Source organism: Maricaulis sp. W15, from assembly GCF_001924955.1.
In the GTDB taxonomy this organism is placed as follows: domain Bacteria; phylum Pseudomonadota; class Alphaproteobacteria; order Caulobacterales; family Maricaulaceae; genus Maricaulis; species Maricaulis maris.
This window is the reverse complement of the sequence record NZ_LQXG01000018.1, coordinates 206,396-230,722: the sequence shown is the minus strand read 5'-3', so window position 1 is coordinate 230,722 and position 24,327 is coordinate 206,396. Positions and strand designations below refer to the sequence as shown.

Here is a 24,327-nt window from a genome sequence, read left to right as displayed (position 1 = left end):
ATGAGCGAGCTTTTCAAACTCACCCTGTCCGACATCACCGCCAAGCTGAAGGCGCGTGAGGTTTCCGCGGTCGAACTGGCCACCGAAGGCCTCGCCCTGTGCGAAGCGGCGCAGCCCAAGCTGAATGCCTTTACCGCCTTTGATGCCGACAAGACGCTGGCCATGGCGAAGGCCTCGGACGAGAAACTCGCACGCGGCGAGGGCGGTCTCATCGAGGGCGCGCCTTTGGCGATCAAGGACTTGTTCGCGGTCGAGGGCGTCGACACGGCGGCCTCCTCGAACATCCTCAAGGGCTTCAAGCCGACCTATGAGTCCAGCGTCACAGCCAAGCTGTGGGAAAATGGCGGCGTCTTCCTGTGCAAGACCTCGATGGACGAGTTCGCCATGGGCTCGTCGAACGAGACCTCGAACACCGGCCCGGTCAACAATCCCTGGAAGGGTCCGAACGGCGAAATGCTGACGCCGGGCGGCTCCTCGGGCGGGTCTGCAGCGGCTGTGGCGGCTGATCTCTGCTTCGGCGCGACCGGTACCGATACCGGCGGTTCGATCCGCCAACCGGCCGCCTTCACCGGTACGGTCGGCGTCAAAGCCACCTATGGCCGCACCTCGCGCTGGGGCACGGTGGCCTTTGCCTCCTCGCTCGACCATCCGGGCCCGTTTGCCAAGACGGTGAAGGACTCGGCCTTGATGCTGCAGGCCATGTCGGGCCATGACCCCAAGGATTCGACATCCTTGCCAAACGACGTGCCGGACTTTGTCGCCGCCGTGGGCGGTTCGGTGAAGGGCCTGCGCATCGGTGTGCCCAAGGAATATCGGGTCGACGGCATGCCGGCCGAGATCGATGAGGCCTGGCAAAAGGGCATTGACTGGCTCAAGGCCGCCGGCTGCGAGATCGTCGACATCTCCCTGCCGCACACCAAATACGCCCTGCCGGCCTATTACATCGTCGCGCCGGCGGAAGCCTCGTCCAACCTCGCCCGCTATGACGGCATGCGCTATGGCAATCGCGTCGAGGGGGAAAACCTCAATGCGACCTATGAAAACACGCGCGGTGCCGGTTTCGGCCATGAGGTGCAGCGCCGCATCATGATCGGCACCTATGTGCTCTCTGCCGGCTATTACGATGCCTATTATCTGCGCGCCCAGAAAGTGCGCACGCGCATCCTGCAGGATTTCGAACAGGCGTTTGAAAAGGTCGATGCCGTGCTGACGCCGTCAGCGCCATCGGCGGCGTTCGAACTGGGTTCCAAGTCGGACGATCCGATCGCCATGTATCTCAATGACGTCTTCACCGTCACCGCCAATTTGGCCGGCCTGCCGGCCATGTCGGTCCCGGCCGGCGTCGACAAGGACGGCCTGCCGCTGGGGTTGCAGATCATCACCCCGGCGCTGGACGAGGAAACCATGTTCAAGGTCGGCGCGGCGATCGAGGATTCGGCGGGCTTCGTCGCCAAGCCGGAGAATTGGTGGTCCTGATGAGCACGCCCGAAACACCGACACCTGACACGCCGCAACCCGAAGGCCCGAAAAAGCCCAATCGCGGCTTCATGATCATGATGGCCGTGCTTGGCCTCGCCTTCGGCCTGCCGACTGTTTATTCCGGCGGCGTGATGGTGGGGCAGGCTTTCGGGACGGGCGAGTTCCCGGCCATCGGCTTCATCATCCAACTGTCGCTGGGGTTGATGCTGGCCGGTTTCGGGCTGGCGGCGATGCTGGCCGTGGTGAAAAGCTTTGCGGGAAAGTCCGATGGCCAAGGCTGAACCCGCCCACCCAGCCATGAAACTCGCACGCCCGAGTTTTCTTCTTGGCGCGCTCTTCGTGCTGGCGGCGGTCGTGGTGTTTCGCGGCCTCGTGCCGCTGGAGCCGCGCACCATCTGGACCGTTTTCCTGGTCGTACCGGGCATCGGTTTTTTGTTTTTCGGCCTGACCGTCGCCATGGCGGGACGGGTCCTGGTTGCGGCGATGAACACGCCGGAAGACGAGCGTCCCGCTTGGGATGACGACGAGGAAGATCGAGATGAGTGATCACAGCTATATCCTGCCGGGCGCGACCGGTGACTGGGAAGTTGTCATGGGTCTGGAGATCCATGCCCAGGTGGTCTCGAATGCCAAGCTGTTCTCCGGCGCGGCGACGGCTTTTGGTGCGGCGCCCAACACCCAGGTCTCCCTGGTCGATGCGGCGATGCCGGGCATGTTGCCGGTGATCAATGAGCGCGTGGTCGAACAGGCGGTGAAGACCGGTCTTGGCCTCAATGCCCAGATCAATCTCTGGTCCCGCTTTGATCGCAAGAATTATTTCTACCCGGATCTGCCGCAGGGCTATCAGATCAGCCAGTTCCAATTCCCGATCGTCGGCGAGGGCGAGATCGAGTGCGAGCGTGATGACGGCTCGCGCTTTACCGTCGGTATCGAGCGCCTGCATCTCGAGCAGGATGCCGGCAAGTCGATCCATGATCTCGACCCCAATTCGACCTATGTCGACCTCAACCGCTCCGGCGTCGCGCTGATGGAAATCGTCTCGCGCCCGCATATCCGCTCGCCCGAGGAAGCCTCGGCCTATGTCGCCAAGCTGCGCACCATATTGCGCTATCTGGGCACGTGCGGCGGCGATATGGAGAAGGGTCAGCTGCGCGCCGATGTGAATGTGTCTGTCTGCCGCCCGGGCCAGTATGAGAAATTCCGCGAGACCGGTGATTTCTCGCATCTGGGAACGCGCTGCGAGATCAAGAATGTCAACTCGCTGCGCTTCATCCGCCAGGCCATCGAATACGAGGCCAAGCGCCAGATCGACATCATCGAGGAGGGCGGCAAGATCGATCAGGAAACCCGCCTGTTCGACGCAGGCACCGGTGTGACCCGCTCCATGCGCTCCAAGGAAGAAGCGCACGACTACCGCTACTTCCCCGACCCCGACCTGCTGCCGCTCGAGCTGCAGCAGACCTGGGTCGACGAGATCAAGGCCGGCCTGCCCGAACTGCCAGACCAGAAGCGCGTGCGCCTCGTCTCCGAACTCGGCCTGTCCGATTATGACGCCGCCGTCCTGTCCGCCGACAAGGACCGCGCCGATTATTTCGAGATCGTGGCCGAGGGCCGGGACGCCAAGCTGGCCTCCTCCTGGGTCAATAACGAGCTCTATGGCCGCCTCAACAAGGAAGGTCTCGACATCACCGACAGCCCGGTCTCGGCCGAACAGCTCGGTGGTCTGATCGCGCTCATTTCCGACGACACCATCTCCGGCAAGATCGCCAAGGACGTGTTCGAAATCCTGTGGAGCGAAGGCGGCGACCCGGCGAAAATTGTCGAAGAGAAGGGCCTCAAACAGGTCACCGATACCGGTGCCATCGAAGCCGTCATCGACCAGCTCATCGCCGACAATCCCGACCAGGCCGCCCAGGTCAAGGACAAGCCCAAGACGATGGGCTGGTTCGTCGGCCAGGTGATGAAAGCCATGCAGGGCAAGGCTAATCCGCAAGCCGTGAACGAGATTTTGCGGAAGAAATTGCTGGGATAGGCAACCCATAGCGCAATTTCCGGCCACGTGTTTCCAACGCCTCGGATCGGGTGGATCCATCTTTCCGAACCATACGAAGCGGCTGACGCAGGCTGATTCCGCTTGGAGGTTTTCCCTCGTCCCTGCCGGCGGGGAGAGGGAGCCGGCCTCGTCTCACTCACCCTCATAAATCTCGCGCACCCAACTCATCGGGGGGCGGATTGGTTGTCCGGGGCGTACCGCGGGCGGCGCTTATTCGGTTTAGCGGGCATGACGACCACTTGACCCCGCGCGGTCATCGACAGGGGCAAAACACGACAAATAACGTGGCCACCACGATTGATCGCTCCATTGCTGCTGATTTTGAATTCGGGGCGGGACGGTGAGTCGGGAGACCTTCCCGCTTCTTGCCAAAGGTATGGTGGCGTGTGTGTCGAAATTAATATTTTTGAATCAGTATGTTATCGGATTCGATCGGTATCCCCACGCTCTCTTTGTCCAGGAACGCAAGGCGAGGTCGCCGCGGTGATGTTGTTGTGCGCGGGTACTGCGCCCCGAGGCCCGGCCAGCTTGACATTTCACCCCACAAACCGGCACATCGCGGCAACCTGTCTAACCCCCGTTTTACGGACGCTTTCCCATGCATGCATACCGCTCCCATACTTGCGCCGAACTGCGCAAGGACCATGTCGGCCAGACGGCCCGGATTTCCGGCTGGATCCACCGCAAGCGCGATCATGGCGGTCTGCTCTTCATCGACCTGCGCGACCATTATGGCCTGACCCAGGTCGTGCTGGAGCCGGAAAACCCGCATTTCGCGACGCTGGAACGCTTGCGTGTTGAAAGCGTGATCACTGTGACCGGTGAGGTCATCGCCCGCTCCGACGAGACCGTGAACGCCAACCTGCCGACCGGCGAGATCGAGGTCCGCCTGGCCGAGCTGGCGATCCAGTCGGAAGCGGAAGAATTGCCGCTTCCGGTCTTTGGTGAGCCGGACTGGTCGGAAGAGGTGCGCCTCAAGCACCGCTATATCGATCTGCGCCGCGAGAGCCTGCACAAGCGCATCGTGCTGCGTTCGAAGATCATCGACAGCATTCGCCGCCGCATGGTCGACGAGAAATTCGTCGAATACCAGACGCCGATCCTGACCGCCTCCTCACCGGAAGGTGCACGCGATTTCCTGGTGCCGAGCCGGGTCCATCCGGGCAAATTCTACGCCCTGCCGCAGGCGCCGCAGCAGTTCAAACAGCTGATCATGGTCTCCGGCTTTGACCGCTATTTCCAGATCGCACCCTGTTTCCGCGACGAGGATGCCCGCGCCGACCGGGCGCCGGGCGAGTTTTACCAGCTCGACATGGAAATGAGCTTTGCCACCCAACAGGACGTGTTCGATGTGATCGAGCCGGTCATGAAGGGCCTGTTCGACGAGTTTGCCGACGGTCGCGCCGTGCCGGACGAACCTTTTGTGCAGATCGCCTACAAGGATGCCATGCGCTGGTATGGCTCCGACAAGCCGGACCTTCGCAACCCGATCAAGATGGCCGACGCCTCGGAAACCTTCCGCGGTTCGGGCTTCAAGGTCTTCGCCGGCATGCTGGAACGCAATCCCAAGGTCCAGGTCTGGGCGATCCCGGCCAAGACCGGCGGCAGTCGGGCCTTCTGTGACCGGATGAATTCCTGGGCCCAGAAAGAGGGCCAGCCGGGCATGGGCTATATCTTCTGGCGCGAGGCCGAGGGTGGCTTGGAAGCGGCCGGCCCGATCGCCAAGAATATCGGCGAGGAGCGCACCGAGGCGCTGCGCGTTGAACTCGGCCTCGGCGCAGGTGACGCGTGTTTCTTCGCGGCTGGCGACCCGAAGGATTTCGCCAGCTTTGCCGGGCGTGCCCGCGATGTCGTCGGCACCGAACTCGATCTTTGCGAAAAGGATACCTTCCGCTTCTGCTGGATCGTCGATTTCCCGATGTATGAGTGGGATGAGGACAACAAGAAGATCGACTTCTCGCACAATCCGTTTTCGATGCCGCAGATCGATCCGGATGAATTCCTCAAGCTCGATGCCAATACCGATGCCGACACGCTGCTGGCCCTCAAGGCCTTCCAGTACGACATTGTCTGCAATGGCGTGGAGCTGTCATCCGGCGCCGTGCGGAATCACCGTCCGGACGTGATGCTGAAAGCCTTCGCCTTTGCCGGCTATGATGCGGCGACGGTCGAGGAAGAGTTCGGCGGCATGCTCAACGCCTTCCGCTATGGCGCCCCGCCGCACGCCGGGATCGCGCCGGGTGTTGATCGGATGGTCATGCTGCTGGCCGGCGTCGAAAACCTGCGCGAAGTCGTGATGTTCCCGAAGGATCAGCAAGCTCGCGACCTGATGATGAACGCACCGGCCGAGGTTGAGCTCAAACAATTGCGCGAGCTGCACATCCGCACGGTGGTGCCGGATGCGAAGAAGACCTGATCGGCGTTGATCGCGTCAGACAGATAAACGCCGGCCCGATGGGCCGGCGTTTTCGTGTGTGGTGATGTGGTCAATCAGGATGGTGGCCGCGGCGACCGGGTTGGGGATCCGGCATGGCATTGTGCGGTTCCGGTGGTTCCGGCGCAGTGTGCGGATCGGGTGGTGTCGGTGTGACCCGGCGCAGATGTTCGTCATCGACCATCCAGATTGTGTCAGTGTCTGTATCGGGTAGCTCGATGATATAGGTGCCGTCCTCGGTCTCGATGCGGGCGGTGGCGCGGCCATTGCGGCCCAGGGCCCGGTTTTGATCGCGAAGTGCGCGACGGGCGGCCTGGTTGGCATCCATCGCTTCGCGCCGCGCATCTTCCAGGATGCGGCGCCTTTCCTCGCTGATCGCCTCGCGCTGGGATTCGCGTTCGCGTTCGATACGGCGCAGTTCGCGTTCGGCGCGGGCGATCTCACGCATGGCGTCATTGGTGGCTTCGCGAATGGCGTCCTGGTCGAGCTCTGACGCGTGCAATTGCAGCGCCGCTCCGATCTCTGACAGGATCTCGATGCGGGCATTTTCCAACGCTTGGAGTTCGATCACGCGCTCGACCCGTTCCGGCTGCGAGAAGCGCAGCGCATATTCGAAACGCGAGGTCGTGCGGGCGTCATCGGACAGGCTGCCACAATCGGGCAGGTTGACGCCCGGACCCAGGGCGGTGGTCCCGTCTCCACAGGCGCCGCTGAGATTTTCCTTGGTCAGCCCGGTGGTTTCGGCAAATGAGGCGCCGGAGAAATTGGCGCCGATCAGGCTGGCACCCGTGAAGTCGACCTCGCGCAGGCTGGCGCCCTGGAAGTTGGCGCCGGTCAGGTCTGCATCCTGGAAATTGACGTCATTGCCCGAGACCTCGGCGAAATTCGCCCGCCGCAGCTCGGCGCCCCGGAAATTGGTGTCACTGAGCTGGGCGCGCAGGAAATTCACCTGGCGCAAACGTGCATCGGCGAACAGTGTGTCGGTGAGCGAAGACCCGATGAAGGTAACGAAGACCATCTGGGCGCTCGTGAAGTCGGTGTCGGCGAGGTCGGCCGAGGAAAAATTGACCCGCTCAATGACCGAGTTTGCCATCGTCGCGCCGGACATGTTGGCGCGCGAGAAGGTCACACCGGTCAGGCGGGCGTTGACCATGATCGCTTCGTTGAAATCGGTATCGTTGAACTGGCTCTCGATCATCGTGACCGACGGCAGTTCCGACTGGGCGAAAGTGGTGCCTTCGAAATTGGCGCCGATGAAAACGGCATTGGCCATGTTCTTGTCGGAAAAGTCACAGCCCTCGCATTCGCCGCCAATGGCCAAGCCACGACGCGGATGGTCGTCGTCGCCGCCCGCCAAGGCAGGCGAGACTGCCAGCGCCAGGAGCGCGGCCGAAGAAGCGAATATCTTCAATCTGTTCCGCATATGCTCACGGATAGGCCAGCCAAACCGGCAAGGCGACTTAAATCACGGTAACCCGATTGCATATCCTATGAGGGCATGGCTGGGCTGGCCAGCATTGCAAGCGGTGATCAGCGACAGGCTGGCAGCGTCAGTCCGGCCGGCAATTGCGTCGAATTGTCGCCGCACGCTGCGCTCAGCTGGGCCTGGGTGAGGCCGCGAACCCGCTCCATCTCGGCGCCGGACAGGGTTGCGCCGCTGAGATCCGCGCCGCTGAAGTCGGCGCTGCCAAAATGGGCGCCGACCAGATTGGCCCGGCTGAGATTGGCATTGCGGAAGCTGGCGCCGGTGAAACGGCCGCCAAAGAGGTTGGCAACAGACAGGTCGGTGCCGTCGAAACGGGCCCGGTTCATGGTCACCAAGGCGAGGTTCGCCTGCCGCAGGCGGGCACCGGACACATCAATGCCGGGCAGGTCGCGATAAGCCAGTTCCGCTTGGAAAAGGTTGCAGCCGGGGCAGGACTGGCCCGCCTGGACACGCGCAATCTGTCCCGCATCCTGGGCCTGGGCAAGGCCGGATGTCGCGACGAGGGCGGTCAGGGCAAGGATAAGCCGTACCATTGTGGAGCACTCCGAAGATATTGCCGGGTGTGCTGCAAGGCCCGCGCCGTTACCGGATCAGCTACCGGTCCAGTTGCAGGCATCACATTTCTGCCCCGTCTCGTCGTCCATCACGACTGTGAAATGGCCACATTCCGGGCAGGGTGCGCCGCTGTAGACGGAGATGTCACGCGAGGTCGATCGCGTGGCGTGGCCTTGATCCTCGATCTCGTAATGGCCGGACTGATTGTCCTTGCCATCGCCGCTGGCGGCCCGCTTCGGGGCATTGGCAAACATCAGGATATTGTCGGGCACCTGGCCGCGCGAGAAGCCGCGCGAAATGAATTTGGCCGCGTCTTCCTGGGCCAGCTTCTCTTCCTGGACGCCGCGACCGAGATCGCCGGGATCAGCCTTGTCAGCCGGTATTTCCGCCAGATCATCGCGGCCGAGATAGGAAACGCCAAGCTCGCGGAAGAGATAGTCCAGGATCGAGGTCGCGTGCTGGATCGAGTCATTGCCCTGCACAGCGCCAGCGGGTTCGAAGCGCGTATAGACGAAGGCATCGACGAATTCTTCCAGCGGCACGCCGTATTGCAGGCCGATCGAGATTGCGATGGCGAAATTATTCATCAGCGAGCGGAAGGCAGCGCCTTCCTTGTGCATGTCGATGAAAATCTCGCCGAGTTCGCCATCATCGAATTCGCCGGTGTGGAGATAGACCTTGTGGCCGCCAACAGTGGCTTTCTGGATATAGCCCTTGCGCCGGTCCGGAAGTTTTCGGCGGGCGGCGGGCATTTCGACAACCCGTTCAATCGTGCGTTCAACGACGCGTTCGGTCGGCGGGGCCTCGGCGGCATAATCGCCCTTGTCGAAATCAATCGCCGGCAAGAGGTCGAACAGGCCCGAAGCCGTGCGCCGGATCGACAGGGCGCGCAGGCCAAGCTCGCCGCCCAGATCAATCAAGGCCGCGACATCATCAATCGTGGCGTCACCATCGAGTGCGATCGCGGTTTGGCAACATCCGCCGATCTGGGCCTCGATCGACGCCGCCATCAGCATTTGGTCCTGGTGGGACGGCGTGTTGAAGACCTGACGCGTATTGGCCGACAGGTTCGCAGCGCCGGCGAGATCACCAGTGCCATGGGCATGAGCGTCAGCGGCGCGGATATCGGCCTCGTCATAACCGATGGCGTGGCACAGGGAATTGCCGTCACGCTCGATCACGTCGCTGGTCAGGCACAGCGCGTCGCGGCATGTCCGGTCACCGAGTGTCCAGCGATTGAGCGCGTGGCGAACCGAGGCGCCTTCCGCGATCGAGTCTTCGAGGCGTTCAAGCGCCTCGGCAGGCACGCCGCGGGCCATCAGGTCTTCCAGCGAGATGCCGGGGGCGCCGCGCAGGCTGCCATGGCCGGCAGCATGATCTTCGGCGCGTTCGACCTCGGTGACGCTGCAGCCCAAGGCAAGCAGGCCGGCACGGGCACAATCGCGCAGGCGCCGGCCACCCGCCATGTCGGCATCGCTGGTGATCGCCGACGCGACCGGCTTGGCGGCGAAACTGTCGGCATCGATGAGGGCGGCGACCGTGGCATCCGGTTCGCGGCAGGTCAGGGTCGGTCCCGGCCTGGCCAGGGCGGCTTTCGGCAGGAAGGGGGCGGGGGACGTTCGCAGCTCGGCGGCCACCAGCGAGAAGGCGGCGGGCAGGAGGTCGAGATCCGGCAGTTCTCCCAGCCCGGGCGCGGCGGCCCCGGTTTCCATCGCGACATCGCGCAGGGTTCGTGTTGCCAGATGGGCAATGGCGGCGCTGGCGGCGCGGGCCGCGTCGCTGCCATAGGCGAGGCCGGTCGACATTAAAAGGGCGCCAAGCCCGGTCAGGGCCAGGGAGCCAGCGGAACTGGCCCCTTTGGGCGCGCTGAGTGTCAGTGCGATGGCCCAGTAGCGCAGGGCATCGCTGAACAGCTCGGCCTGGAAGCCATGCTTGCGATCAAGGAAGGCGGGAAGATTGATCCACAGGCTCGGCCCGGTCTCGTCCGGACTGGCGTGGAAGGCCAGTGACGGCGTGCCGAAACTCCATACGGTGCGGGCAATGCCGGTCCGCAAGTCACGGGCACGCACTTCGCCGCCATCCTGTTCAAACGTCCAAGTCTGGTCGCCCGATACGGCAGCCGTGAAGGCCGCAGGCACATGCAAAACCGCCGGGCGGGTCTCGACCGCGTCGGGAATAAGCGCCGAGAGCGCCTCGTCATCTGTGCCTTGCCGGGCCAGGGCGAGGGCGCGCTCGACGGCTTCTTCCGGCAGGCCGTCCTTGAGGGCGCGGCGCATGGCGCGGGCAAGGGCGGCGTTGCGGCGCGGATCGAAACATTCCTCGATATCACCGGAGCAACGACGCACCGCTTCGCCGATCGCTTCGAGACGATCACGGGTGACGCGGGCGCCGACATCAAGGACCGAAGCGCGCAGCGCCGTTTCGGCGACGCGGCGCAGCTGGCCCGGGGCCTGACGCGAATTGACGCGGATGGTGAGCGGCGGTGTTGGCGTTGCGGCGCCGGGCACCGGATCACCATAGGCCCAGTCGACACCGCCTTCGCGGATCAGCGTGGCATCGGCAATGACCAGTCGTCCGGTCAGGCTGGCGGCGAGTTCGGCGGCAAACAGTTCAGCGTCAGTGTCATTGGCGAAACCGCCCTGCCGGGCCGCCGACCAGGCCATGGCGCCGGACAAGCGCTGAGCGGCGGTGGCAAAAACCGTTTCAAGGGCGCGTTCATCACCGCTTGCCGAGGCCGGGCACAGCGCGCCGAAGGTCTTGGCGCCTTTGCGCGGGCTGGTTTGCAGCGGCCGTGGCGTGTCCAGCAGGTCGGCGAGGGTTTGGGCGGCGGTGCCGCTCCAGCCCGCCGGCGTGGTGATCTGCTGCACGGTGCCGCTTGCGGCATCGGTCGGGCCGTCCGCGTCATCATCACTGGATGCCAGCAGGTGCGTCTCAAGCCCGCTGGCGGACACTGTCTCGGCGATGAAATCGGCTAGGCGACCGAAGACCTGCATGCTGAATTCCCTCCCGACCCGAATCGCTCGGGCGCACGACGAGTCTACCGCGTCGTGATACGGACCTGAAACCCGCCGCGTTCAACACTGGACCCGGCTGCCCGACAGGGGCATATAGGCCAAGCCTGCCTCGACCGACTCGGAGCCGCTGACAATGTTCGGACTGATCTCAAAAATCTTTGTGTGGTGGAAAGATGCCACCCCGGGAACCTTCCTGACGCTGCGCATGCGCGGCGCCAAACAGGTCGGCTCGGACGCGTACGGCAATCGCTATTTCGAGGAAGCCGGTGTCACCGGTCCGGATGGCCAGGGCCAGAAGCGTCGTTGGGTCATTTACAAGGGCTATGCCGACGCCTCGCGCGTGCCGTCTGACTGGCATGGCTGGCTGCATCACACGTTCGACGAACGTCCCAGCGACACGCCGCTGATGCGCCAGGCGTGGGAGAAGGATCACCATCCCAATCTCACCGGCACGGTGCACGCCTATCGTCCGACCGGCTCGCTCGCCTCCAGTGACCGCCGCCAGTCGACGACCGGTGACTATCAGGCCTGGTCTCCGGACGAGGCATAATCCGCCTTTACCGCGTCACAATCCCGCGACAGGGTATGCGTCATGAAAACCTGTGTACTCGCCTCGATTGTCTCGCTCGCGCTGGCGGCCCCGCTCTGGGCCCAGGACGAGACCCCGTCATCGTCCTCATCCGCCGAGGACGCATCCGACCTCCTGCGCCGCGACGACCCAGACAACACGCCGGAACGGGGCCCCTTGTCATCGCAGCCGGGCAGCTTGGTTGTCTTGCGCGGCCTCGATAAGGTGACTGCCCGCACCCGCGATTTCGAGGTTGCCATCGGCGACACGGTTCAGTTCGGTGCACTATCGATCACGGCGCAATACTGCCGCAAGCGGCCACCGGAAGAGACGCCGGAAACCTATGCCTTCCTGCAGATCAATGATCGCCGCACGGATGGTTTCGGTGTTGATGTCGAGGGCGAGCCGATCTTTTCCGGCTGGATGTTTGCTTCGCGGCCGGCCCAGAACCCGCTGGAACACCCCGTCTATGACGTCTGGGTGATCGACTGCAGGGCCTGATTGCCGGTTATCTCGTCCGGCAGGGTGTTGAAGTCCGCCTCGAAAATCAACGCATCCGCCAGTTTCGCGCGATAATCGCTGCGTGAAATCGTCTGCGCGCCGAAGCTTTGCAGATGCTCGGTGGTGAATTGCGTGTCGAGCAGGCTGTAGCCGCCGGCCCTGAGCCGTGCGATCAGGTGGACGAGGGCGACCTTTGAGGCATCGCGGCGGCGCGAGAACATGCTCTCGCCGAAAAAGGCGGCACCCAGCGAAACGCCGTAGAGTCCGCCAACCAGATCATCACCGCTCCAGCACTCCACCGAATGGGCATAGCCGGCGGTATGCAGATCGCCATAGAGCCGGATGATGCCATCATTGATCCAGGTTTCCTCGCGGCCCGATGCCGGGGTGGCGCAGCCGGCGACCACGGCCGCGAAGTCATGATTGACGGTGACCTGGAACACATCCTGGCGGACGGTCTTTTTCAGGCTGCGTGAGGCATGGAAACCATCGAGCGGGATGATACCGCGTTCGTCGGGGTCGAGCAGGTAGATGCGCGGATCGTCGCGCCCCTCGGCCATCGGGAAGACGCCGCGGGCATAGCAGTTGAGCAATTCCTCGGCACCGAAGCCGCGCATGTCCTCTCCTCAACCGGGCCGGCCGGGCGGATCAGCTCTCCCGGCTCGCCAACCATTCCTCAAGCCAGCGGATATGGTAATTGCCGCTCACGAAGTCCGGCTCCTCGAGCAGGTCGAGGAAGATCGGGATCGTGGTCTCGACACCGCCGACAACCATTTCCTCCAGCGACCGGCGCAGGCGCAGCAGCGCTTCGTGACGGGTGCGGCCATGCACGATCAGCTTGCCGATCAGGCTGTCATAATAAGGCGGAATGGCATAGCCGGCATAAAGGGCGGAATCGAGGCGCACGCCGAGACCGCCGGGCGCGTGGAAATCGGTGACAGTGCCGGGTGAGGGCGCAAACGTGCGCGCATTCTCGGCATTGATCCGGCACTCAATCGCCCAGCCTTCAAAGGTCACATCGCTCTGCTTGATGTCGAGCTTCTGGCCATCGGCGACGCGGATCTGCTCGCGCACGAGATCGATGCCGGTGATCATCTCGGTGACCGGGTGTTCGACCTGCAGGCGGGTATTCATCTCGATGAAATAGAACTCGCCGTTTTCCCACAGGAATTCGATCGTCCCGACGCCGCGATAGCCGATCGCTTCGATGGCGCGGCGCACGACATCGCCAATCTTCTTGCGGTCTTCGTCATTGAGGGCCGGCGAGGGGGCCTCTTCGAGGATTTTCTGGTGACGGCGCTGCAGCGAGCAATCGCGCTCGCCCAGATGCACTACATTGCCGTGGGTGTCGGCGAGGATCTGGATTTCGATATGGCGAGGCCGACCGAGATATTTCTCGATATAGACGGTGCCGTCGCCGAACGCCGCGAGTGCTTCGGCCGAGGCGGTTTCCATGGCCTCTTTCAGCTTGTCGGCAGTCTCGGCGACTTTCATGCCGCGACCACCACCGCCCGAAGCGGCCTTGATCAGCACCGGATAGCCGATCTTCTCGGCAATCGGCTTGGCCGCGTCATAATCCTTCACACCGCCTTCAGAGCCGGGAACAACCGGAATGCCGGCATCCATGACGGCCTGTTTGGCGGTGATCTTGTCGCCCATCATGCGGATATGCGCCGCCGTCGGCCCGATGAAGGCGAGACCGTGCGCCTCGACGATCTCGGCGAAGCGGGCATTTTCCGACAGGAAGCCATAGCCCGGATGGATGGCTTGGGCGCCGGTGACTTCGGCTGCCGTGATGATGGCCGGGATGTTGAGATAGGATTTGTTGGCCGGCGGCGGGCCGATGCACACGCTCTCATCGGCGAGGCGCACATGCATGGCATTGGCGTCGGCTTCCGAGTGCACGGCCACGGTGCGGATGCCCATCTCGCGGCAGGCGCGGTGGACGCGAAGGGCAATTTCGCCGCGATTGGCGATCAGGATCTTGTCGAACATGTCGTCGCTCGCCTTGCTGGTCGCGTCAGGACAGGACGAAGAGGGGTTCGCCGTATTCGACCGGCTGGCCGTCTTCGACGAGAATGTCGGTGACCGTGCCGGCCTTCTCTGCCGTGATCGGGTTGAAGGTTTTCATGGCCTCGACGAGAAGCACGGTATCGCCCTTCTTCACCTGGTCGCCGACCTTCACGAAATTCACCGCATCCGGGTTCGGCTTGAGATAGGCGGTGCCGACCATCGGTGATTTCACGGCATTGGGATCATCGGCCGGGTCCGCGGCCGCAGCTGCCACGGCTGCCGGCGCTGCTGCGACCGGTGCTGCGGCGGCCGGGGTCGGGGCAGCGACGCTGTGAACGACCGGGGCTGCGGTGATCTGACGGGCGATCTTGAGGCGCAAATCGCCACGCTCGACCTCGATTTCCGACAGGTCGGTTTCACGCAGGATATCCGCCAGTTCGCGGACAAGCTTTGCGCTGATCGGGGAGCGGGGTCGGGAATCAGAACTCATGATAATTAGACCTTTGGTTCCGTCAGTTGCCGAGACAGGAGACGGCAGCGTTGATGCCCAGAAGATAGCTCTGCAGTCCGAGGCCAGTGATCGATCCGCGGGCCGCAAGGGCGATGTAGGAATGGTGCCGGAAGGCTTCGCGTGCTGCAGTCTGACTCAAGTGAACTTCGATGACGGGAGGTTCTATCGCGCGAACCGCGTCATGCAAAGCGACCGATGTATGTGTGAATGCAGCCGGATTGAAAACAACTGCACTCGCATTGACGTTTGCGTCATGCAGCCAGTCAATGAGCTCTCCCTCATGATTGGACTGGCGAAAGACGATGCCAAACCCCAAGTCACGGGCATGCTTGGCGCAGGCCTGTTCGATCTCTTGCAGGCTCAGCGTGCCGTAGACATCCGGCTCGCGCGTGCCCAGGAGGTTGAGGTTGGGACCGTTAAGAATGTGAATCGGTTGGGTCATGGCCTTGCTTTGCAGCCGTTACGGGATTTACCACGGGTCTAACGAGGGACTCAGAGAAAGGCCAGCGAAGACCATGCTGCAGCTGACAGTCAATGGCGAAGGCCGCAAGGTCGACCCTGATACGAGCGTGAGTGGCCTCGTCACGATTCTCGGCCTGGATGGCCGCAAGATCGCGGTGGAGCGCAATCTGGCCATTGTGCCGCGCTCGCAATATGACCAGACCGCGCTCGCCGATGGCGACCGGATCGAGATTGTCGCATTTGTTGGAGGTGGATGAGATGGATGACGCACAGGCCGTGAACGCCCCGTTCGAGGACACGCCGCTGGTTGTGGCCGGTCGCACCTTCACCTCGCGCCTGATCATCGGTACCGGCAAGTACCAGACCTATGCCCAGAATGCCCAAGCGCTGGAGGCCTCCGGCGCCGAGATGATCACCGTCGCCATCCGCCGGGTGAACCTGTCCAATCCGGACGAGCCGCGCCTGGTCGATTTCATTTCACCGGCCGACTACACCTTCCTGCCCAATACGGCCGGCTGTTTCACCGGTGAAGATGCCGTGCGGACGCTGCGCCTGGCCCGCGAGGCTGGCGGCTGGAACCTGGTCAAGCTGGAAGTCCTGTCCGACCCCAAACACCTCTATCCCGACATGGCCGAGACGCTGCGCGCCGCCGAGCTGCTGATCAAGGACGGGTTCGACGTCATGGTCTATTGCTCCGACGATCCGGTCTACGCGAAGAAGCTGGAAGAGATCGGTTGCTGCGCGATCATGCCGCTGGGCGCGCCGATCGGCTCGGGCCTCGGAATCCAGAACCCGGTCAATATCCGCCTCATCATCGAGCAGACCAAGGTGCCGGTGATTGTCGATGCCGGTGTCGGCACGGCGTCAGACGCCACCGTGGCGATGGAGCTGGGCTGTGACGGCGTGTTGATGAACACCGCCATCGCCGAGGCGAAAGACCCGATCCGCATGGCGCGGGCGATGCGCCATGCGGTCATTGCCGGTCGCGAGAGCTATCTGGCCGGTCGCATGCCCAAAAAGCGCTATGCCGACCCGTCCAGCCCGCTGTCGGGCCTGATCTAGCCCCGCAGGGCGGCGGCCAAGGCTTCATCCAGCGCCATTTCATTGGCCCCCGGGATCACGGTCCCGTCGACGATGAAGAAGGGCGTGCCGGTGACATTGAGGGCCCGGCCCAGCGAGTGGACCTGGTTGATGTGGGCCATGATCGCAGGATCATCCATGTCGGTCCGCATGCGGGCTACATCGACGCCGGACACGGTCGCCAGCTGGTCGATGCGGGCCGAAGGCAGCGGGCCGGACGAGCGCACCATGGCGAGATGGAAAGCGGCGTAGACCTCTTCACCCTGACGCAGCGCTGCGAGTGCGGCGCGGGCCGCCTCGATCGAGTCATCGCCGAGGATCGGATATTCCTTGAACACGATCTGGACGCGGTCGCCATATTGCTCGCGAACGTCTTCCACCCAGGCCGCAGCGACGCGGCAATAGGAGCACTTGTAGTCCATGAATTCGATGATCACGACTTCGGCATCATCGGGGCCGAGGCGGGGGTCCCGGGCGTCGTTGAAAATCGCTTCGCTGTTGGCGGCGACGGCGTTGTAGACGGCCTGCATTTCACGGGCCCGGGCGCGCCGCTGCAGCTCGATCAGGGCTTCTTCGATGATCTCCGGATTTTCCAGGATGTAGTCGCGGACAATCTCGCGCACTTCGTCGCGTGCTGTGTCGTTCAGCTGGGCGGAAGCGGCCGGCTGCTGGCAGCCGAGAAGGGCAATTGACGCCGCGACGATGGCGAACAGTCGATACATGAATCTCATCCTTGTGCCTTGTTGCCGACTAGTTAGCCCGGACCGACGCATCTTTCGAGGGGGTGCTGCGGTTGAGGTGGTCACGATCTTGTTGGAGTGTTGCGCTTGGAAGTCGGGACTCGGGGTATGGGGCGATCCATGGTGCATCAGGGGCAGGTAAGCGGGTCCGGTTTTTGGCGTCGCCTTATCGTTGCGGTTTGGGTCGTCGGTTTCGTTGTGGGTGGCAGTTCTCACCTCATCGACGTCGTTCAGTGGGGATGGTTGCCGTACACCCATGTACCAATTCTTCTGAATGCCTATTTCACGGCACTCTTGCCACTCGACTTCCTCGTCGCGGCGCTTGTCCTGTTCCGCCGCCGCGTCGGCTTGTTGGTGGGCGTGGCCGTATTGGTCAGTGACCTGGCAGCCAATACCTGGGTCATTGTCCAACCGGACATCGGAGGTTGGCACTGGCGCTACACGTTGATCCTGGCATTTTCCCTGTTTGCAGCCCTGACCATGTCGCAGCTGTGGCGAATGGATCAGTCAGCGGAAGCCGAAAACGCCGCCGACCGATACATGTCCTGACCGGTCTGTCGCCCACCCAAAGTCACATCCTGGTCGGATCGCGGGTATCACTCGCTGCCGATATCCTCGATCACGAGGATGCGCGCTTCGCCGACGGGGTGGGCGACATGCTCCTCACCATCGCCGATGGTCAGTGCATCGCCGGCCTCGAGCTGCATGGACTTTTCTTCGCCGCCCTCGCGATATTTCATCTCGACCCGGCCATCGAGCACCACGAAGACTTCGTCGCCGGTATTGCGGTGCCAGCGATAGGGGCGATCAGTCCAGTGCAGGCTAACGCCGGTTGAGCCGAACAGCGCAAGGCGCTCTGCGCCCCAGGCCCTGTCCGCGGTAAAGTCGCGGGCGCGGAGGCGTTTCATCAGACGATCTCGATCACAGCGTCGACCTCGACCGCGGCGCCCAGCGGCAGGGCGGGACAGGAGACCGCCGAGCGGGCGTGACGGCCGGCATCGCCGAAGACCTCGACCATCAGGTCGGAACAGCCATTGATGACCATGGGAATGTCGGTGAAGCCCGGTACCGCCGCAACAAAGCCGCCAAGCTTCACAATCCGCTTCACCCGCGACAGGTCGCCGCCGCAGGCCGCTTTCAGCTGGGCGATGAGATTGATGGCGCACAGGCGAGCTGCGGCTTGCCCGGCCGCAACGTCCATATCGCTGCCAAGCATCCCCTTCACCAGCCCGTCCGGGCCGATCGAGACCTGGCCGGAAATGAAGACCTGGCTGCCGCTCTGCACGAAGGGCACATAATTGGCGACCGGGGCGACCGGTTCCGGCAGGGTGATTCCAAGCTCGGTGAGGCGGGTGTCGATGGCGGACATGTCAGGCTCCAGACTGTGGGTTCGCGGCGGAGATTAGCGGCGTATCGGCCTCATGCAATCTGCACGCTTGACTTGACGCGCGCGTCATCCGGCATGGTGGATGGATGATGACCCTGATCCATGAAGACGAGATCCGATTCGATGCCCGCGACGGCTATTCGCTGTCCGGCAGGATCATCGCACCGGACAATCCGCGTGCCGCGGTCCTGATCTCGTCCGGGACCGGCTTTCCCAAGGGCCTCTATCGCCGCCTCGCCCTGGCGGGGGCTGAACGCGGCTATGCCAGCCTGATCTATGATTATCGCGGTATCGGCGGTTCGGCGCCCAAGCAGATGCGGGGTTTCAAGGCGGATATCGTTGATTGGGGCCGGCTTGATTATTCCGCCGCGTTGGATCGCGTCGCAGGCCTGGTGCCGGGCGGACCGGTCTTTGCGGTTGGTCACTCGGTGGGCGGACATCTGGTCGGCTTTGCCGACAATGCAGACCGGGTCAGCGCCCATGCCTTCATCACGGTCGGGACGGGTTATTGGGGCGCCCATGAGCTGTCTTATCGCCCCTCGGCGCTGATGTTCTGGCTCTTGTATGGCCCGGCCTGCCTCGCCCTGACCGGACACATCCCGGCCGGTGGCATCTGGGGCGGGACAGCCCTGCCGCGCGATGTTTTCCTGCAATGGCGGCAATGGGCGTCGAAGCCGGGTTATTTCGGCGCATTTCTCGATCAGCTGACGCCACACGGTTTTGATACCGTGACAGCTCCGATCCGCTCCTGGACGTTTTCCGACGATCGCCTCTGTGCCCGACGCTCGGCTGAAGATCTGCTGAAACTCTATCCCAAAGCGCCGTCCGAGCATCTGCGCCTCGACCCGGCCGATATCGGGGCGCAGTGGGTGGACCATCATGGGGCGTTCAAGCGCGATGCGGCCGGCTTCTGGCCGCTGGTCTTCAACTGGTTTGATGGATTTGCGCGTTAGGGTTGCGTCGCGTGTCCTGACATGCCTTCATGCAGTTTCTCCGGGAGGCGTATTGTGAACGTCATTCAAGTTGTTGCAGCAGTGTTGGTGACGCAATCGACGGGGCCAAATGTGCCTTGCATGGAGCCGAGGTATGAGGCGTTGGAACTGGGGTTTCAAGAGTTTGATCAGTCTGAAGCCGGATGGCGCGGCGTGGCACGGGAGGGGTGCTATCTAGAGGCCGCCAATCTGATATCGAACTACAAACAAGCCAATCTTGACGACCTCGGGCTAGAATCCACGAGTCGCCTCGAGTGGCACGAAGGGCAGATGCGAGCGTATGCGGGCGACTATAGCGCTGCCATCAACTTGTTTCGCGCGACGTTCGATACGCGAGAAAGCGGTACTGCTGATCGGCACTACGCGGAGGCAACGATAGCCTTCCTTCAACATGATCGTGCCGCTCTCCAAGCAGCGCGGGATGAGCTCGCGGACCTTCCCCCTCCTGAGGGGTTCGAGGCGGCTATCGAACGTTTCGAGCGACTCTACCCAGACCATCCCGTTCCAACTTGGCCGCTAAATTTGAACGTGGTCGACAAATTGGTTCGGTGTTTCGGCGCGACATACGAAGCCGCATATAGTGGTCAATGCGCCAGCGTGAACGCTATCTCTGATTAATCAGTTTGATCAGGTTTCGACTTCGGCTTCGGCTTCGGCTTCGAACTGAGGTCGCGACCTTTCATCACCGCATCGCTGCCGAATTTCTCGCGTGCCTTGTCCATCGCCCGTTCGGCGGTGGCGCGACGGATGGCCTGCGGGTCGAGCAGGTCGCCGGCATCGCCGACCGCGTCGCGCAGGCCTGAAAAGCCGATCCCGATCAGCCGGAAGCGCGTGCCGTCTATCTCGGGCGCCAGCAATTGCCGGCCGACCCGGAACAGGGTGTCGGCCAGCTGGCTGGGTTCGTTGAGGGTGCGTCGCCGGGTGCGGGAGCGAAAGTCCGAGGTTTTGAGCTTCAGCGTGATCACCTGGCCGGACACGCCCTTGGCCTTCATCTGGTCGGCGACTTTCACGCTCAGCCGCCAGAGATGTTTCTCCAGCGTTTCACGATCATCATGATCGGCGTTGAACGTGGTTTCCGAGGACACGCTCTTGCGCTCGCGCTCGGGCGAGACTTTGCGCCGATCCTCGCCGCGCGACAGGCGCGAGAGATGATAACCCATATCGCCATAGCGATCGGCCATGCGCTTGTCGCCTTGGCGCCGGATATCGGCCAGCGTGCGGATACCGTCGCGTTCCAGCTTGGCGGCAAAGGCCGGTCCGACGCCATAGATCGAGCGCACCGGGCGCGGCGCCAGGAAGTCCAGGGCCTCGGCCTCACCGATCACTGCAAACCCGTTCGGCTTGTCGAGGTCGGAGGCGGTCTTGGCGAGAAATTTGTTGAAGGACAGGCCGACCGAGACCGTGATCCCGACCGTCTCCTCGATTCGCCGCTGCAAGCGCAGCAGGGTGAGCGCCGGCGGTGAGCCGTGCAGGCGTGACGTGCCCGAGAGATCGAGGAAGGCCTCATCGATCGAAAGCGGTTCCACCTGCGGGGTGATATCCTTCATCATGTCGCGGATGCGATAGCCCTCACGCGTGTATTTGCCATGCTCCGGCCGGACGACCACGGCGTCCGGGCAAGCCTTGAGCGCCTTGAACATCGGCATCGCCGAATGCACGCCATAGAGTCGGGCGATGTAGCAACAGGTCGAGACCACGCCGCGCTGCCGGCCACCGATGATGACCGGCTTGTCCTCAAGCTCGGGATTGTCGCGCTTCTCGATCGCCGCGAAAAAGGCATCGCAATCGATATGGGCGATCGACAGCGTGTTCAGTTCGGCATGGCGTAGCAGTTTGTGACTGCCACAGGCCGGACAGGAATCGGCCTGCTCGGGAAGTGGTGTCAGACAGGCGCGGCAATAGCCGGGCTCGCTCATGGCGTGCCGCTTTCATCCGCCGGCCAAAGCCAGGCCGCACCGCGGACACCGGAGGCGTCGCCATGTTCGTGACGGACGATCCGCGTCCGGCACACATCGGAGAATATCCAGTCGGGCAGGGCAGCGCTGACCCGCTCGCACAGGCCGGGCGCGTTCGACACGCCGCCGCCAAGCACGATGATGTCGGGATCGAGAATATTGACGATGGTCGCCAGCCCGCGGGCCAATCGGTTGGCATGCCGGTCAACGCTGTCCGCTGCCGCCGCATCGCCGCCTGACGCCGCGTCGAAAATCGCATTCGCCGCCAGATTGCCACCATGCCGCCGGGCATGGTCCGCCGCCAGGCCGGGGCCGGAGACCCAGCTTTCCAGGCAGCCGGTCTTGCCGCACCAGCAGGCGGGCGGGGCGAGTTCATCCTGGCGCGGCCAGGGCAGGGGATTGTGACCCCACTCGCCGGCAATGCCCTGGGCGCCGTCGAGCAGTCGCCCGTTGACGACCACACCGCCGCCGACGCCAGTGCCCAGGATGACGCCGAAGATGACCCGACCGTCACGGCCGGCCCCGTCGCGGGCCTCGGACAGGGCAAAACAATTGGCGTCATTGGCGCTACGGACAGGTCGATCGAGCGCTGCCGACAAGTCATCACGGAAGGGGCGGCCATTGAGCCAGACCGAATTTGCGTTTCGCATCAACCCGGTGGCCGGGCTGATCGATCCGGGATGGGCAAGGCCGACGCGGGCCGGTCCGTGGGCGGACTCAAGTCGCACGACCAGGTCGCGGATGGCGATGATCGTGCCGTCCGGGTCGCGCGGCGTGGCCAGGCGCTCGCGGGCCAACTCCGTTCCGTGCCGGGAAAACAGACGGGCTTCGATTTTGGTGCCACCGAGGTCGATGCCGATTCGATTCATCCTGTCGTCCCCTCCCGCATGGCGTATACTTTTTTCGGCCGCTTTTGTTCTTATCTTGTTCCGAAACGCCCGAAAAGTCGCCTTTGACTCATGGTTGGTTAAGGAAAATCGGGTTTAGTGCAGGTGGGGTTCAACAAGCACGATAAAATACGTGCAAACAACGGGAAGCGCGTCACCGACATGCTGCAGGTCATGCCCAAAAAGGTCCTGATTGTCGAAGACAACGAGTTGAACATGAAGCTGTTCAACGATCTGCTCGAGGCTCATGGCTATGAGACCTTGCAGACCAAGGACGGTTTCAAGGCACTCGAAATGGCGCGCGAGCATACGCCCGACCTGATTCTCATGGACATCCAGCTGCCGGAAGTGTCCGGCCTTGAAGTCACCAAATGGCTCAAGGATGATGACAGCCTGTCGGCGATACCGGTGGTGGCTGTCACGGCATTCGCCATGAAGGGCGATGAGGAACGCATCCGTGAGGGCGGTTGCGAAGCCTATCTGTCCAAGCCGATTACCGTGGCCACGTTTATCGAGACCGTTCGTCAGTTTCTCGACTAGGGGTGGTCGTCGATGAGTGCGCGTATTCTCGTCGTTGATGATCAAGCCGCCAATGTCCGGCTGCTTGAGGCCCGGCTGCAGGCCGAGTATTTCGATGTCTGCACCGCGACCAATGGCGAAGAGGCCATTGCGGTGGCCAAGGCAGAGCAACCCGACCTCATTCTCCTCGATGTGATGATGCCGGTGATGGACGGGTATCAGACCTGCTCCAAACTCAAGGACGACCCGTCGACGCGCCATATTCCGGTGGTGATGGTGACCGCTTTGGACCAGCGCGAAGACCGGATCCGAGGCCTCGAGGCCGGGGCCGATGATTTTCTCACCAAGCCGATCGATGATGTCACCATGTTTGCCCGCGTGCGCAGCCTGTTGCGGCTGAAGGCGGTGCTGGACGAATTGCGTTATCGCGAATCGAACTCGGCGATGTCGGGTGTTTCCGGCGACATGCACGATGACATTGATGCCGCGTCCCGGATTGTGATCGTCAGCGCGGATCCGCGTGCGACCGGACGTTACGCTGCGGCCATGCCGGCCCAGGCCGATGTCCGTCAGATCCACGACCCGGCTGCCGCTATCGCCGCAACCCGGGATGAGGCGGATCTGTTGATCGTCGATCTCACAGCGACTGATTATGACGGTCTGCGCTTGTGTGCGCGTGTCCGTTCGGACGCCGCGACGCGGCAATTACCCATTCTGGCCGTCGTACAACCGGATGATGTCCATCATGCTGTCCGGGCGCTCGACCTCGGCGTCAATGACATCATCCACCGTCCGGTTGATGCCGGAGAGCTGGCCGCGCGGGCGCGCACCCAGCTGCGCCGTAAACGCTATGCCGACCAGCTCCGCTCGCATCTCGATGAAGGCATGGAGCTGGCCGTCACCGATCCGCTGACCGGTCTGCATAATCGCCGCTATATTTCTTCGCGTTTGCGCCAGGCGATGGACAGTGCCAGCAATGGCGGTGCGCCAGTGTCTCTCTTGCTGGCCGATATCGACCATTTCAAACAGATCAATGACAGCCACGGCCATGAGGCCGGCGATATTGTTCTTCGCGATTTTTCTGCCCGTCTGCTGCAGGGCTTGCGGGCGCTGGACCTGGCGGCGCGTTACGGGGGCGAGGAGTTCGTCGTCGTGATGCCGGGCGCCGGCATGGCCGAGGCGCGCATCGCGGCCGACCGCCTTCGCGCTGCTGTCGCGGAGAGCGGATTCAAGCTCAAGGATGGCGGGCGTGTTCCGGTGACCGTGAGCATCGGCGTGGCTCAGGCCCAGCGCGGTGAGGGGCTGGACGCGCTTTTGCGCCGGGCCGATGAGGCGCTCTACGCCGCCAAGAATTCAGGCCGGAATCAAGTACAGGCCGCGGACAATGCCGCGGCCTGATAAAAACTTGATGGTCGAGCGGGGATAACCGTTCGAACGGAAAACCGTCCTACTTGATTTTCGCTTCCTTGAAATCGACGTGCTTGCGAGCGACCGGGTCGTACTTTTTCAGTACGAGCTTCTCGGTCATGGTGCGCGCATTCTTCTTCGTCACGTAGAAGTAACCCGTACCAGCCGTGGAGTTCAGGCGGATCTTGATGGTTGTCGGCTTCGCCATGGCTCTAAATGTCCTGGTGCTGTGAGTGTGCGCGCATTCGGCCCCATGCCGACGCGAGAGCGCGCGAACATACGCA

General features: G+C 63.0%; 27 protein-coding genes. 14 read left to right on the top strand and 13 right to left on the bottom strand.

Features of this window, described 5'->3' with window-relative positions; genetic code table 11:
* The 5 genes from gatA (at position 1) to aspS (ending at position 5,948) form a co-directional block, all read left to right on the top strand.
* Positions 1-1,476, top strand: coding sequence for an Asp-tRNA(Asn)/Glu-tRNA(Gln) amidotransferase subunit GatA (gene gatA / locus AWH62_RS12335; protein ID WP_075190798.1), 1,476 nt, complete (start codon positions 1-3; stop codon positions 1,474-1,476).
* Complete coding sequence (locus AWH62_RS12330) at positions 1,476-1,760, top strand: hypothetical protein (protein WP_075190797.1); 285 nt, start codon at positions 1,476-1,478, stop codon at positions 1,758-1,760. Before gatA ends, AWH62_RS12330 begins: the two co-directional genes overlap by 1 nt.
* Positions 1,747-2,025: a hypothetical protein gene (locus tag AWH62_RS12325; RefSeq protein WP_075190796.1), complete on the top strand. Its 279-nt coding sequence runs from the start codon at positions 1,747-1,749 to the stop codon at positions 2,023-2,025. Before AWH62_RS12330 ends, AWH62_RS12325 begins: the two co-directional genes overlap by 14 nt.
* The gene (gene gatB, locus AWH62_RS12320; RefSeq protein WP_075190795.1) at positions 2,018-3,511 is read left to right on the top strand and encodes an Asp-tRNA(Asn)/Glu-tRNA(Gln) amidotransferase subunit GatB; all 1,494 of its coding nucleotides are present in this window, start codon (positions 2,018-2,020) and stop codon (positions 3,509-3,511) included. The genes AWH62_RS12325 and gatB overlap by 8 nt, the downstream gene beginning before the upstream one ends.
* Before the next feature lie 619 nt (positions 3,512-4,130).
* Positions 4,131-5,948 (top strand): aspartate--tRNA ligase, encoded by a 1,818-nt coding sequence (aspS, locus tag AWH62_RS12315; protein ID WP_075190794.1) that lies wholly within the window; start codon positions 4,131-4,133, stop codon positions 5,946-5,948.
* A 70-nt stretch (positions 5,949-6,018) separates the two neighbouring features.
* On the opposite strand, the gene AWH62_RS12310 is transcribed toward aspS, so the two are convergent.
* The 3 genes from AWH62_RS12310 to AWH62_RS12300 all read right to left on the bottom strand — a co-directional run bounded on the left by AWH62_RS12310 (position 6,019) and on the right by AWH62_RS12300 (position 11,000).
* Positions 6,019-7,377: a pentapeptide repeat-containing protein gene (locus tag AWH62_RS12310; RefSeq protein ID WP_158025626.1), complete on the bottom strand. Its 1,359-nt coding sequence runs from the start codon at positions 7,375-7,377 to the stop codon at positions 6,019-6,021.
* 119 nt (positions 7,378-7,496) lie between these two features.
* Positions 7,497-7,985 carry a pentapeptide repeat-containing protein gene (locus AWH62_RS12305; protein WP_075190792.1) on the bottom strand — a complete coding sequence of 163 codons (489 nt, stop codon included), beginning with the start codon at positions 7,983-7,985 and terminating at the stop codon, positions 7,497-7,499.
* A 57-nt stretch (positions 7,986-8,042) separates the two neighbouring features.
* Positions 8,043-11,000, bottom strand: a complete 2,958-nt coding sequence (locus AWH62_RS12300; RefSeq protein WP_075190791.1) for a hypothetical protein — start codon at positions 10,998-11,000, stop codon at positions 8,043-8,045.
* 154 nt (positions 11,001-11,154) lie between these two features.
* Here AWH62_RS12300 and AWH62_RS12295 point away from each other — a divergent pair, with 154 nt between their 5' ends.
* On the top strand, positions 11,155-11,571 hold the full coding sequence (locus AWH62_RS12295) for an NADH:ubiquinone oxidoreductase subunit NDUFA12 (RefSeq protein WP_198928892.1): 417 nt from the start codon (positions 11,155-11,157) through the stop codon (positions 11,569-11,571).
* A gap of 42 nt (positions 11,572-11,613) precedes the next feature.
* Positions 11,614-12,090, top strand: a complete 477-nt coding sequence (locus AWH62_RS12290) for a DUF2155 domain-containing protein (protein ID WP_075190790.1) — start codon at positions 11,614-11,616, stop codon at positions 12,088-12,090.
* Here AWH62_RS12290 and aat read toward each other — a convergent pair.
* From aat to aroQ, 4 genes are read right to left on the bottom strand one after another with little or no spacing between them, the layout of a single operon-like run.
* Positions 12,057-12,707, bottom strand: a complete 651-nt coding sequence (gene aat / locus AWH62_RS12285) for a leucyl/phenylalanyl-tRNA--protein transferase (RefSeq protein WP_075190789.1) — start codon at positions 12,705-12,707, stop codon at positions 12,057-12,059. The genes AWH62_RS12290 and aat overlap by 34 nt on opposite strands.
* A gap of 31 nt (positions 12,708-12,738) precedes the next feature.
* Complete coding sequence (gene accC, locus AWH62_RS12280) at positions 12,739-14,085, bottom strand: acetyl-CoA carboxylase biotin carboxylase subunit (RefSeq protein WP_075190788.1); 1,347 nt, start codon at positions 14,083-14,085, stop codon at positions 12,739-12,741.
* 25 nt (positions 14,086-14,110) lie between these two features.
* Complete coding sequence (accB, locus tag AWH62_RS12275; protein WP_075190787.1) at positions 14,111-14,593, bottom strand: acetyl-CoA carboxylase biotin carboxyl carrier protein; 483 nt, start codon at positions 14,591-14,593, stop codon at positions 14,111-14,113.
* Positions 14,594-14,615: 22 nt separating this feature from the next.
* Complete coding sequence (gene aroQ / locus AWH62_RS12270) at positions 14,616-15,056, bottom strand: type II 3-dehydroquinate dehydratase (protein ID WP_075190786.1); 441 nt, start codon at positions 15,054-15,056, stop codon at positions 14,616-14,618.
* A 76-nt stretch (positions 15,057-15,132) separates the two neighbouring features.
* On the opposite strand from aroQ, the gene thiS reads away from it, so the two are divergent.
* On the top strand, positions 15,133-15,333 hold the full coding sequence (thiS, locus tag AWH62_RS12265; RefSeq protein WP_075190892.1) for a sulfur carrier protein ThiS: 201 nt from the start codon (positions 15,133-15,135) through the stop codon (positions 15,331-15,333).
* A gap of 1 nt (position 15,334) precedes the next feature.
* Positions 15,335-16,138 (top strand): thiazole synthase, encoded by an 804-nt coding sequence (locus tag AWH62_RS12260; RefSeq protein ID WP_075190785.1) that lies wholly within the window; start codon positions 15,335-15,337, stop codon positions 16,136-16,138.
* Here the strand turns inward: AWH62_RS12260 and AWH62_RS12255 are convergent.
* The gene (locus AWH62_RS12255; RefSeq protein ID WP_075190784.1) at positions 16,135-16,878 is read right to left on the bottom strand and encodes a thioredoxin domain-containing protein; all 744 of its coding nucleotides are present in this window, start codon (positions 16,876-16,878) and stop codon (positions 16,135-16,137) included. The two genes, AWH62_RS12260 and AWH62_RS12255, sit on opposite strands and share 4 nt — an antisense overlap.
* A gap of 138 nt (positions 16,879-17,016) precedes the next feature.
* Between AWH62_RS12255 and AWH62_RS12250 the strand changes: the two genes are divergently transcribed.
* Entirely contained in the window at positions 17,017-17,445 is a 429-nt protein-coding gene (locus AWH62_RS12250) for a hypothetical protein (protein ID WP_075190783.1), read from the top strand.
* Between the two features lie 47 nt (positions 17,446-17,492).
* Here the strand turns inward: AWH62_RS12250 and AWH62_RS12245 are convergent, their stop codons facing one another.
* Positions 17,493-17,804 (bottom strand): cupin domain-containing protein, encoded by a 312-nt coding sequence (locus AWH62_RS12245; RefSeq protein WP_075190782.1) that lies wholly within the window; start codon positions 17,802-17,804, stop codon positions 17,493-17,495.
* On the bottom strand, positions 17,804-18,265 hold the full coding sequence (locus AWH62_RS12240) for a RidA family protein (protein WP_075190781.1): 462 nt from the start codon (positions 18,263-18,265) through the stop codon (positions 17,804-17,806). The genes AWH62_RS12245 and AWH62_RS12240 overlap by 1 nt, the downstream gene beginning before the upstream one ends.
* A 107-nt stretch (positions 18,266-18,372) precedes the next feature.
* Between AWH62_RS12240 and AWH62_RS12235 the strand changes: the two genes are divergently transcribed.
* On the top strand, positions 18,373-19,236 hold the full coding sequence (locus AWH62_RS12235; protein ID WP_143743041.1) for a serine aminopeptidase domain-containing protein: 864 nt from the start codon (positions 18,373-18,375) through the stop codon (positions 19,234-19,236).
* A gap of 54 nt (positions 19,237-19,290) precedes the next feature.
* Positions 19,291-19,893: a hypothetical protein gene (locus AWH62_RS12230; protein ID WP_143743040.1), complete on the top strand. Its 603-nt coding sequence runs from the start codon at positions 19,291-19,293 to the stop codon at positions 19,891-19,893.
* Here the strand turns inward: AWH62_RS12230 and AWH62_RS12225 are convergent.
* Both AWH62_RS12225 and AWH62_RS12220 read right to left on the bottom strand, forming a co-directional pair.
* A complete protein-coding gene (locus AWH62_RS12225) occupies positions 19,890-21,191 on the bottom strand; it encodes a DNA polymerase IV (RefSeq protein ID WP_075190778.1) in 1,302 nt (433 codons plus the stop codon). The two genes, AWH62_RS12230 and AWH62_RS12225, sit on opposite strands and share 4 nt — an antisense overlap.
* Positions 21,188-22,099, bottom strand: coding sequence for an ROK family protein (locus tag AWH62_RS12220; protein ID WP_075190777.1), 912 nt, complete (start codon positions 22,097-22,099; stop codon positions 21,188-21,190). Before AWH62_RS12220 ends, AWH62_RS12225 begins: the two co-directional genes overlap by 4 nt.
* A gap of 180 nt (positions 22,100-22,279) precedes the next feature.
* On the opposite strand from AWH62_RS12220, the gene AWH62_RS12215 reads away from it, so the two are divergent.
* A complete protein-coding gene (locus AWH62_RS12215) occupies positions 22,280-22,657 on the top strand; it encodes a response regulator (protein ID WP_075190891.1) in 378 nt (125 codons plus the stop codon).
* Between the two features lie 12 nt (positions 22,658-22,669).
* Positions 22,670-24,034: a PleD family two-component system response regulator gene (locus AWH62_RS12210; RefSeq protein WP_075190776.1), complete on the top strand. Its 1,365-nt coding sequence runs from the start codon at positions 22,670-22,672 to the stop codon at positions 24,032-24,034.
* 49 nt (positions 24,035-24,083) lie between these two features.
* Here AWH62_RS12210 and rpmG read toward each other — a convergent pair whose 3' ends face one another.
* Positions 24,084-24,251 (bottom strand): 50S ribosomal protein L33, encoded by a 168-nt coding sequence (gene rpmG / locus AWH62_RS12205; RefSeq protein WP_011643217.1) that lies wholly within the window; start codon positions 24,249-24,251, stop codon positions 24,084-24,086.
* Positions 24,252-24,327 lie beyond the last annotated feature (76 nt).

Bases quoted from the DNA above. Each gene is read 5' to 3' on its own strand.
- AWH62_RS12210 (WP_075190776.1), top strand. From the start codon at position 22,670: ATGAGTGCGCGTATTCTCGTCGTTGATGATCAAGCCGCCAATGTCCGG.
- aspS (WP_075190794.1), top strand. From the start codon at position 4,131: ATGCATGCATACCGCTCCCATACTTGCGCCGAACTGCGCAAGGACCAT.
- AWH62_RS12225 (WP_075190778.1), bottom strand. From the start codon at position 21,191: ATGAGCGAGCCCGGCTATTGCCGCGCCTGTCTGACACCACTTCCCGAG.
- aat (WP_075190789.1), bottom strand. From the start codon at position 12,707: ATGCGCGGCTTCGGTGCCGAGGAATTGCTCAACTGCTATGCCCGCGGC.
- AWH62_RS12290 (WP_075190790.1), top strand. From the start codon at position 11,614: ATGAAAACCTGTGTACTCGCCTCGATTGTCTCGCTCGCGCTGGCGGCC.
- AWH62_RS12240 (WP_075190781.1), bottom strand. From the start codon at position 18,265: ATGTCCGCCATCGACACCCGCCTCACCGAGCTTGGAATCACCCTGCCG.
- accC (WP_075190788.1), bottom strand. From the start codon at position 14,085: ATGTTCGACAAGATCCTGATCGCCAATCGCGGCGAAATTGCCCTTCGC.
- AWH62_RS12245 (WP_075190782.1), bottom strand. From the start codon at position 17,804: ATGAAACGCCTCCGCGCCCGCGACTTTACCGCGGACAGGGCCTGGGGC.
- aroQ (WP_075190786.1), bottom strand. From the start codon at position 15,056: ATGACCCAACCGATTCACATTCTTAACGGTCCCAACCTCAACCTCCTG.
- AWH62_RS12325 (WP_075190796.1), top strand. From the start codon at position 1,747: ATGGCCAAGGCTGAACCCGCCCACCCAGCCATGAAACTCGCACGCCCG.
- AWH62_RS12220 (WP_075190777.1), bottom strand. From the start codon at position 22,099: ATGAATCGAATCGGCATCGACCTCGGTGGCACCAAAATCGAAGCCCGT.
- AWH62_RS12260 (WP_075190785.1), top strand. From the start codon at position 15,335: ATGGATGACGCACAGGCCGTGAACGCCCCGTTCGAGGACACGCCGCTG.
- AWH62_RS12300 (WP_075190791.1), bottom strand. From the start codon at position 11,000: ATGCAGGTCTTCGGTCGCCTAGCCGATTTCATCGCCGAGACAGTGTCC.
- AWH62_RS12295 (WP_198928892.1), top strand. From the start codon at position 11,155: ATGTTCGGACTGATCTCAAAAATCTTTGTGTGGTGGAAAGATGCCACC.
- AWH62_RS12250 (WP_075190783.1), top strand. From the start codon at position 17,017: ATGGTGCATCAGGGGCAGGTAAGCGGGTCCGGTTTTTGGCGTCGCCTT.
- rpmG (WP_011643217.1), bottom strand. From the start codon at position 24,251: ATGGCGAAGCCGACAACCATCAAGATCCGCCTGAACTCCACGGCTGGT.
- gatA (WP_075190798.1), top strand. From the start codon at position 1: ATGAGCGAGCTTTTCAAACTCACCCTGTCCGACATCACCGCCAAGCTG.
- AWH62_RS12235 (WP_143743041.1), top strand. From the start codon at position 18,373: ATGACCCTGATCCATGAAGACGAGATCCGATTCGATGCCCGCGACGGC.
- accB (WP_075190787.1), bottom strand. From the start codon at position 14,593: ATGAGTTCTGATTCCCGACCCCGCTCCCCGATCAGCGCAAAGCTTGTC.
- gatB (WP_075190795.1), top strand. From the start codon at position 2,018: ATGAGTGATCACAGCTATATCCTGCCGGGCGCGACCGGTGACTGGGAA.
- AWH62_RS12215 (WP_075190891.1), top strand. From the start codon at position 22,280: ATGCTGCAGGTCATGCCCAAAAAGGTCCTGATTGTCGAAGACAACGAG.
- AWH62_RS12330 (WP_075190797.1), top strand. From the start codon at position 1,476: ATGAGCACGCCCGAAACACCGACACCTGACACGCCGCAACCCGAAGGC.
- AWH62_RS12255 (WP_075190784.1), bottom strand. From the start codon at position 16,878: ATGTATCGACTGTTCGCCATCGTCGCGGCGTCAATTGCCCTTCTCGGC.
- AWH62_RS12305 (WP_075190792.1), bottom strand. From the start codon at position 7,985: ATGGTACGGCTTATCCTTGCCCTGACCGCCCTCGTCGCGACATCCGGC.